4 protein-coding genes and 1 pseudogene are annotated in these 9,059 nt (G+C 60.0%); 3 read left to right on the forward strand and 2 right to left on the reverse strand.

Annotated elements, in window-relative coordinates; translation table 11 throughout:
• Positions 1-35: 35 nt before the first annotated feature.
• From D1Y85_RS04605 to D1Y85_RS28050, 3 genes and pseudogenes are all read left to right on the forward strand, one after another.
• A complete protein-coding gene (locus D1Y85_RS04605) occupies positions 36-1,550 on the forward strand; it encodes a tryptophan 7-halogenase (protein ID WP_124149846.1) in 1,515 nt (504 codons plus the stop codon).
• A 60-nt stretch (positions 1,551-1,610) separates the two neighbouring features.
• On the forward strand, positions 1,611-2,444 hold the full coding sequence (locus D1Y85_RS04610) for an FkbM family methyltransferase (RefSeq protein WP_124149847.1): 834 nt from the start codon (positions 1,611-1,613) through the stop codon (positions 2,442-2,444).
• Between the two features lie 1,823 nt (positions 2,445-4,267).
• Positions 4,268-5,488, forward strand: a pseudogene (locus D1Y85_RS28050) (ESPR-type extended signal peptide-containing protein); the annotation flags it as partial.
• A 44-nt stretch (positions 5,489-5,532) separates the two neighbouring features.
• Here D1Y85_RS28050 and D1Y85_RS27440 read toward each other — a convergent pair.
• Positions 5,533-6,798: a hypothetical protein gene (locus D1Y85_RS27440; RefSeq protein ID WP_246024777.1), complete on the reverse strand. Its 1,266-nt coding sequence runs from the start codon at positions 6,796-6,798 to the stop codon at positions 5,533-5,535.
• 78 nt (positions 6,799-6,876) lie between these two features.
• Positions 6,877-9,059: hypothetical protein (locus tag D1Y85_RS27445; RefSeq protein WP_246024778.1), on the reverse strand; the 2,183-nt coding region annotated here is incomplete at its 5' end.

The following is a 9,059-nucleotide window of genomic DNA, read 5'->3' on the forward strand; positions in this document are numbered from 1 at the left end:
GATCCCGGCCAATCAATTTTTCTGGAGCCCTTTTCATGCTCGACTTCCGGAAGATGAAGAATTTTGTCGTACTCGGCGGCGGAACGGCAGGCTGGTTTGCCGCGCTCGAGTTGCGGCGAATGTTTGGGCCGGCGGTATCTGTCACGGTCATCGAATCGCCCCGCGTCGGTGTGATCGGCGTGGGTGAGGGCGGAATCCTGAATTTTCCGGAAGCACTCATTGGGCGCTATGGAATCGACCTCGATGCCTTCCTTGAAGGCACCGGCGCCGTATTCAAGCTTGGGTTCGAATACGTCGGATGGAACAACGGCCGCGACGACGACGTTTTTTATCATCTGTTTCACCGACTCCCGGCGGAAGGCGAGGGGCGCATGATCGACGGTGTCGCCCCATATTGGTCGATGCTGGCGGCACATGGGATTGGTATTCATCACGCGGTTTACTCGCTGCCTTTCGTCCTTGCGAATGCGTCGCAGAGCGAAGTGCGAAAGGCGCTCGAGGCGGCTGGCGGATTGATGCCGTGGTCTCTTCACTTCGACGCACATCGCGTGGCGGCGTGGCTTAAACTGGCCGCGATGGCGCGCGGAATCGAAACGCGTGTCGGGAACGTGGTCGAGCTGTTACGCGATGCAGAGAGCGGACACGTGCGTGCATTGCGCTTCGAAGGCGAAGAGCTCCCCATGCCATGTGATTTTCTGATCGACGCATCGGGTTTCGCGCGTATCGCGTTGCAGAAGACGATGGGCTCGCCGCTGCGTTCGTTCACCGATTACATGAGTCACGATCGAGCGATTCCGTTCTATATTCCCCATCCTCGCCCGAACCCGCATCTCGTCACGCGTTCGCTTGCCATGAGTGCTGGCTGGATCTGGCAGATCCCGGTGCGGGAGCGGGTCGGATGCGGTTATGTATATTCGAGCGCGTATCTCAGCGAAGACGAGGCGCTGGCGGAGATCGAGTCCCGTCTCGGACAGAAGATCGAGCCGATGCCCACGTTGCGCTTCCATGCCGCCCATTTCCCCGAGGTATGGGTGGGCAACGTGATGGCGGTGGGGCTTGCATCGGGTTTCATCGAGCCGCTTGAAGCGACTTCCATCGGGCAGATGCTCGGCCAGCTCACGATGTTCGGCGAGACAGTGAAGCAGAGCTGCGGCGTCGTTCCGCAATCGACGATCTCAACGTTCAATCATCGCAATCGCCTCGATTGGGACGGAATACGCGACTTTCTGTGCCTGCACTACGATGTCCCGCGCCGCGACACGCCGTTCTGGCGCGACGTCACGTCGCGCGCGGTGCCGTCGACCTATTCCGACCTCAAGAAGGCCTGGCAGCTTCGCACACCGCGTCCGGTGGATTTCAATGCCTATCGCGCGGGGCACGTGTTGCACTTCGACGCTACGAGCTGGTTTGCAGTCGGGCAGGGCGTTGGTGTGGTGCCTCCGGCGGCGGCGCAGGCCGATCTGGACATGCTGCCGCGCGAAGCCGTGCGATCCGCTGAAGCGTTTCTCCACAGCGTGCGAATTCGAAACGCCAGTGCTAGACAGTCGTAAGCGAGTTTTTGTTTTGGCGTTGGCTGGCGAGTGACCGGCAACGCAAGGGGCCCCCTACCCATGTACAAAGTCAAACAGTGTCGTTACGGCAAGATGCTATTTAATGAAAACGACAATACGGTTGGCAAGTGTCTTGACGAGTACGGTGAATGGTCTGAACCGGAGCCGCTCCTGTTTTCCCAGATCGTCCGTCCCAACGACGTAGTGGTCGAGGCTGGAGCGAATATTGGTGCGCACAGCGTTCCTCTTTCAAAGATGGTTGGAGAGGATGGCCGCCTTTATGTGTTCGAGCCGCAGCGGATCGTATTCCAGATGCTGTGCGCCAATCTCGCGTTGAATGAGTTGCTGAACGTCCGGGCCTTTCATGCGGCATTAGGGAATAAAAACGAAATAACGGAGTTTCCGTATTACGATCCGCGAAATCCGAACAATTTCGGTGCCGCGACTTTCTACGATCTGGGTAAATTCCCTTCGGAATCCGTCACTGTTAGAACGCTGGACTCCTATGCGCTGGATCGCGTCGACTTCATCAAGGCGGACGTCGAGGGATATGAACCCATGGTTCTCGACGGTGCGAAGCAGACCATCGAACGGCATCGGCCAGTCTTGTACCTGGAATACCTGAATCACCATACATTGGACAGTTCCGGGGAAATTATTAGCCGCCTGAAGCACCTCAACTACAGCTTCTGGTATTACATCTGTCCGGCCTACAATCCGCAGAATTTCTCCAAGAATCCTGATAATTTCCTTCAGGGTGTATGGTCTTTTGATCTACTCTGCGTGCCATCGGAAAAAGCAGTGGTTACCGGCATGCAGAACGCCCTGACCGAGAGGGGCTACTGCGATGATCCGGATGCGTGGAGATCAGTCAGATTTGAATGGAAGATCTGACCTGTTACGAGGTCAATTTCGTCGAGGCTGGCGAATGCAAGCCGATTCAAACTTTCTTTGTGCGACCGGACGTTGGAACTCTCGCTGTGGGCGCTTTCGACCGGCTTGCCCGGACGAATGAACCGCACCGCCCATGGCTGGACACCCGTGACTCAAGCGTCTTGCTGACACCCACTGACTTGTTGTCGACCTGAATCGACTTTGAGTGCCGTCTGTGCAGCCGTAGTTGCGCAAACGCACGCACGACGCGCGCATCCAGCAACGAAAAGCGGACTTCGATGTGTGGGCACTCGCGATTCCACGCATCAATGGCGGTCGACACCCGAACGCGCCAACCATTGATCGGGCCAGCCGCAGCGAAGTCCGTTGCACGGACTATATCCGTGCCGTCGGGTGTGAACATCGCGACAGGTAAATGGCTCGGACGCTTCCTGCCCTGTCGTCCGTGAAACGACAAGTCTTCTCCGCGGTGCGGTCGCCTCGTCAGTCTGTGGTTCTGGATCAGGCCCTTACTGGTGCAGCGGAACATGCAGACGGGGTGAGTCAAAGCTCCGCGGCTCCCGCCTCAGTTCACGCAGTCATTGCCGGGCCTTATGGTCTCCGTCAGGCGGCGAAGATCGACGCATTGCTCCACAGCAGGCCAATGAGCGTGTATGCCCGTCGCTCCGGATAGCCACGTCGCTCAATCACCTGCCGTGCGACCTCCGGACGTTGCGCTGGCAAAGTTATTTATTCCCGGGAACATCGTTCAACACCCGGATGAGCGGCGCCTGGCCGGTCAACCGTCGCTAAAGCCGACGGTTTTCCTCCACCAACGGTCGAAGGTGTCGTGTGCGGGAGACATCCATGCAGCCCCAGCGGCTGCGCCACGTCTGGAACGTGGCTTTCGGCAGATGTCCGCGACTTTCATGCTCGCTCCGGCTTCCTGCACCTCCTGGGTAATCAGCGCTTCGCTGAGCCGCGGATTCTTCGCTGTAGGGATTCTCCTATGGCCTTGCCAGTAACTTTGCAGCAGGACACCTCAGTGATGAAAGGGCACTGTCGCGCGGACTAAGTGTCTGGACTTCTGGTATCGAAATCGGACTAGTCCCATCCGGGAAATGAATATCGCAAAATTAGGCATCCGTATCTAAGCGGTCATTTGGGGTGAGATCGTTTGTTGAGACATTAGTATGACTTTTAGATAGGCGAAATTTCACCTCCAGTGGTTTCGGGGAGATTTTTCAAAATTTAAGAATTGCGCCTGCCCTGATGGGACGGTTAATACTAAAAATCCAAATCGCCCAAATTTTATTGTCTCAATGATGGCTGAAAGGCCCGCCGGGCAAGGATCTAGGACGCGTCCTATTTTTAAGTGTTTATCCATTAATTTGGTTTTTGGGTCCATCTTTTTAATGGGATGGGATCGCAGACGAAACCGAAAAATAGACACTCGGGCAGGCGAAATTTGACTGCCATCAGTCTTGTGTGCAGATTTGACAGTTAAGAAAACTCTTATCGTTGTGCGCTAAAAAGCGATCACCAATAATTTCAATCAGAAAACTCCGAACACAGGAATGCCCTGTCAGATGCAGCCGATTCTCTGTTCGGGGAGCGAAGTGAATGAGTGGATAGTTGGTGGTTGAGAAGCATTCCGGGTCCTGCGCGTTGTTCCGGCCGGGGTGTGTGCTTGCGCGTTGCCCAATTGGGTTGTCGGTGTTGTGAATGCGTAGCCAAGGGTCTGTACGTCTTGATGCAGGTGGAAACCGGGTGGCCGACCCCGGAATCTGCCTGCTGTTCCGTGACAACCGTCACCGGGTAGGCTCAACGTTTCAAGAAACAGAATGAACAAAAGTTACCGTAGTATCTACAACGAAACGCTCGGCACGTGGGTTGCCGTTAGTGAACTCGAAACCGCGCGAGGCAAAAAGAGCCGATCGAAGGTGGTTTCCGGCACAGCCATCGGACGAGCGCTGATCGCTGCATCACTGGCGGGGGGGATCTACACGACTGGCATTGCCCCTGCGGTGGCCGGTGTCGCCATAGCGGGCTCGACGAACAACGTCATCGACGGTTCGACGCCTGCCACCACCGTTGGCGGAAATACAGTGAGGGCGTCGTTTAACGGTGTGGCGCTGGCGGGTACTGCGGCGTGCGGTATGTTGACTCCGGCGAGCGGCAGCAGCGTATCGTCGATGATCTACGGTACCGACTCGATGTACACCGGCGGCCTTTATGGGTTCGGTTCGCAGACGACTGCTGTCGGGACCGCGACGGCCACCAACGCGGGCGATGGTGTTACTACCGGTAACACAACTGGATTCCTTACTTCGTCGTCGGCAGCGCAAACCATCGGCAACGTCACATTGGCAGCCAGTACGACGAATGCGTCGGGTACAAGCGCCAATATCACGGCGTACGGCATGAACTCGCTTGCGGTCGGGTGCGGATCGCAGGCATCGGGGATCGGGTCCACGGCGATGGGTTGGGGTGCCGTTGCTTCAGGCACGTCTGCCGTAGCGCTCGGTATCAACACCACCGCGTCGGGGCAGGGTTCGTTCGCATACGGCACCTACGCAACCGCATCCGGTACCGACACGATCGCCATGGGCACGCTTGCCACGGCGGCCGGTACGAGCAGCATTGCGCTCGGCGCGGCCGCGACTGTCGCCGGCGACGGAGGCAGCGACGCGACTTCGGGTATCGCGATCGGCCAGGCGGCGACCGTAAAGGGCGCGTACGGGATCGCGGAAGGCGACAGCTCCGTTGCGGATGGAACCGGTCAGAACGTGGCAATCGGTTCAGCCAATACCTATGCGAACGGCGATACGGTGAACGGCGGTGCGGTGGCCGTTGGTCGTGCACAGTTCGCTGATGGGGATGGCGCGGTTGCGCTTGGTAGCTCGAACTCGGCTATTGGCGCGGGTGCGATTGCACTGGGCAACAATGTTACCGCGACTGCCGTTGGGGCGATTGCGCTCGGCAACGGCACCACGAATACCGCGACGAACGCTGTCGCAATCGGCAGCGGCGCGAACGCACAGTACGCCAACAGCGTGGCGATTGGCGCCGGCAGCACGACAAGCGCAACGGCGCCGATGACGACGGCTTATCTGACCGGCACGACGGCTAACGGTGAGGTGTCGGTCGGCAACGATACGACGCTGCGCCGCGTCACGAACGTGGCCGACGGCTCGGCACAGCAGGACGCGGTAACCGTCCACCAGTTGAGCACCAGCGACAGCAGCCTGTCCACTGCGATCTCTTCGGTTTCCACTGGGCTCTCCACAACCAACTCCAACATGACGGTGCTCTCGACCTCTACGTCGAGCGGCATCGCTTCGCTTAATACAAGCCTCAGCTCAACGAATAGCTCGATCATGGTCCTGACGGCGTCGACGTCCTCTGGAATCAGCGGACTGTCGACGAGCCTGGATACGACAAACAGCACGCTCACGTCGGTGTCGGCGTCCGCATCGGGCGGCATTGCGAGCCTGAGTTCGGGTCTGGATTCGACCGACGCCAGCCTGAGCACGTTGTCCGACTCGACCTCGACCGGCCTGTATGGCGTGAACAGCTCGCTCACCTCACTGTCCACGATGGCGGGCGCGAGCATCAGCTCATTGACCACGAGCCTGAGTTCGACCAACAGTTCGATGGCCGATCTGTCCAGTTCGACGTCGAGCAGCTTCTCGACCACGACCGACTCCATCACGAGCCTGTCCGCGTCGACGTCGAGCGGCATCGCGACCACCAACAGTTCGTTGACAGCGCTGTCGCTGTCCAGTTCGAACGGTATCTCCGCGCTCAGCTCGTCGCTCCTGAATCTTACCGATTCGACGTCCACCAGCATTGCAGGGTTGAACACGAGCATCAGCTCGACCAACTCGAGCATGGCTGTGCTTTCGTCGTCCACGTCGTCCAGCGTTAATTCGTTGTCGTCCGGCGTGTCGTCGGTGTCGACGACGGTGAGCGGCTTGTCCGCCAGCCTGTCGACGACGACGAGCAACCTCACTTCGTTGTCGGTTTCCGCATCCTCCGCGATCGCGCCGTTGTCTACCGCGCTCGACGGCGTGAACACGCAGGTGTCGACCGGCATCGCATCGCTGTCGACAGGCTTGAATACGCTGTCGATGTCCACCTCGAACGCGGCTGGCTCGCTTAGCACCGGCGTGACGAACCTGTCGAATTCGACGTCCTCGGGAATCGCATCGTTGTCGTCCGGGATCGACACGACCGCCAGTTTGATCGGCAGCCTGTCGGTGTCGAGTTCGACCGGCATCGGCTCGCTGTCGACGACGATGACAACGCTTTCGACCGGTGTCGATTCGCTGTCCGCCGGCCTCTTTACGACCAACAGCAACCTGACGAGCATGTCGCAGTCCACGTCGACCAGCGTCGGTTCGCTGTCGTCCGGTCTGGTCGACGTGTCGAACAGTGTCGCGAGCGTGTCTCAGTCGATGTCGGTGGGCTTTGCGTCGGTGTCGACGAGCGTCGACAGCCTGTCGACGTCGACCTCGACGGGTCTCGCCGATACGAACACCAACATGACGAACCTGTCGACCTCGACGTCTTCGGGTATCTCGTCGCTGTCGACGAGCGTGTCGTCGGCGGTCAGCAACGTGTCGAGCCTGTCGGTGTCCGCGTCCACCAGCGTCACGTCGCTCTCGACGGCGCTCAGCACGACCGATAGCAACGTGTTCAGCCTGTCGGTTTCCAGCTCGACCGGTTTGACCTCGCTGTCCACGGGCCTGGCCACGACGACGAGTAACGTGTTCAGCCTGTCGACTTCGACGTCGACCAGCGTCATGTCGCTGTCGACGAGCATCGACGGTCTGTCCGCGTCGACGTCGAGCGGCATCTCGACGGTCGAAAGCGGCCTCGGCAGTCTGTCGAGCGGCATCTCGACCACGAACAGCAACATATCGAGCGTGTCTTCGTCGCTCGATACGACCAACAGCAATCTGGCCAGCCTGTCGTCGTCGACGTCGAGCGGGATCGATCTGCTGACGACGAGTCTGTCGACGACGAATAGCACCGTCGCCAGCGTGTCGGCGTCGGCGTCGACGAGCGGCGCGTCGCTCTCGCAAAGCGTGTCCACGACCAACAGCAACCTCGCGAGCCTGTCCGGTTCGACGTCGAGCAGTGTGGCGTCGCTGTCGTCGGGTCTGTCCACCGCGACTTCCGGTATCGGTTCGCTGTCCACCGGCATCGATTCGCTGTCGATGTCGACGTCGACGGGTCTCACGACGCTGTCGACCGGGCTCGATTCGGCCAACAGCAACGTCAATACGCTGTCGCTTTCCGCTTCGACGGGCCTTGCATCGCTGTCGGGCAGCCTGTCGACGGTCACCGACAATGTGACGTCGCTGTCCAGCGGTCTTGTCACGACCAACAGCAACGTCGCGTCGCTGTCGAGCAGTCTCGACACGACCAATAACGCGATCACAAGCGTGTCCGCGTCGGCTTCGACGAGCGCCGATGCGCTGACGACCAGCCTGTCCGCGACCAGCAGCAACCTCGACAGTCTGTCGTCGTCGAGTTCCTCGGGCATCGCGTCGCTGTCGAGCGGCCTCAGCACGACCAACAGCGACCTGACCGGCCTGTCGGTTTCGACTGCAACGAGCGTGACCTCGCTGTCGACGGGCCTTGTTGGCGCGACGAGCAGCATCACGTCGCTGTCGACGAGCGTCGATTCGCTGTCGACCGGCCTCGATACGACTGCAAGCACGCTCACGGCTGTGTCGGCATCGGCTTCGACCGGTGTGAGTTCGTTGTCGAGTGGCCTCGCCACGACGAATAGCACGGTCGCCAGCTTGTCGGTTTCGAATTCGACGAGCGCGGCGTCGCTGTCGACGAGCGTCGACACGCTGACGAGCGATGTGACCGGCTTGTCCACTTCCACGGCGACCAACGTGAGTTCGCTGTCGACCGGCCTCGCCGGCGCGACGAGCAGCGTCACTTCGCTGTCGGCTGGCCTCAATACGGCGTCGGCGTCCGCGTCGACCGGCATCGCGTCGCTGTCGAGCGGTCTCGACACGACGAACAGCACGCTCACGAGCGTGTCGGCGTCCACGTCGGCCGGTGTCGATTCGCTGTCGACGGGTCTGACGACCACGAACAGCAGCATTGCTGATCTGTCCGCATCTTCGTCGACGAGCGCTGCGTCGCTGTCGACGGGCCTCGATTCGGTCACCAGCAACATCTCGAATCTGTCGACGTCGACGGCGGCGAGCGTCAGCTCGCTGTCGACCGGTGTTGCCGGTGCGGCGAGCGGCGTCACGTCGCTGTCGACTGGCCTCGACACGGTGTCGGCGTCCGCTTCGACTGGCATCGCGTCGCTGTCGACCAACCTCGACACGACGAACAGCACGCTCACGAGCGTGTCGAGTTCGGCGTCGGCCGGCGTTGCGTCGTTGTCGACCGGCCTCGATTCGACTAATAGCGTGCTCACGAGCGTGTCGTCGTCCACGTCGACGGCGGCATCGTCGCTGTCGACCAGCCTCGACACGTCGAACAGCACGATCACCAGCCTGTCGGCGTCGTCATCGACGAGCGTCGACTCGCTGTCGACCGGTCTGTCCACGACGAACAGCAATATCACGAGCGTGTCGGCCTCGGCCTCGGCCGGTGTCG

Source organism: Paraburkholderia dinghuensis (assembly GCF_003837865.1).
Taxonomy (GTDB): domain Bacteria; phylum Pseudomonadota; class Gammaproteobacteria; order Burkholderiales; family Burkholderiaceae; genus Paraburkholderia; species Paraburkholderia dinghuensis.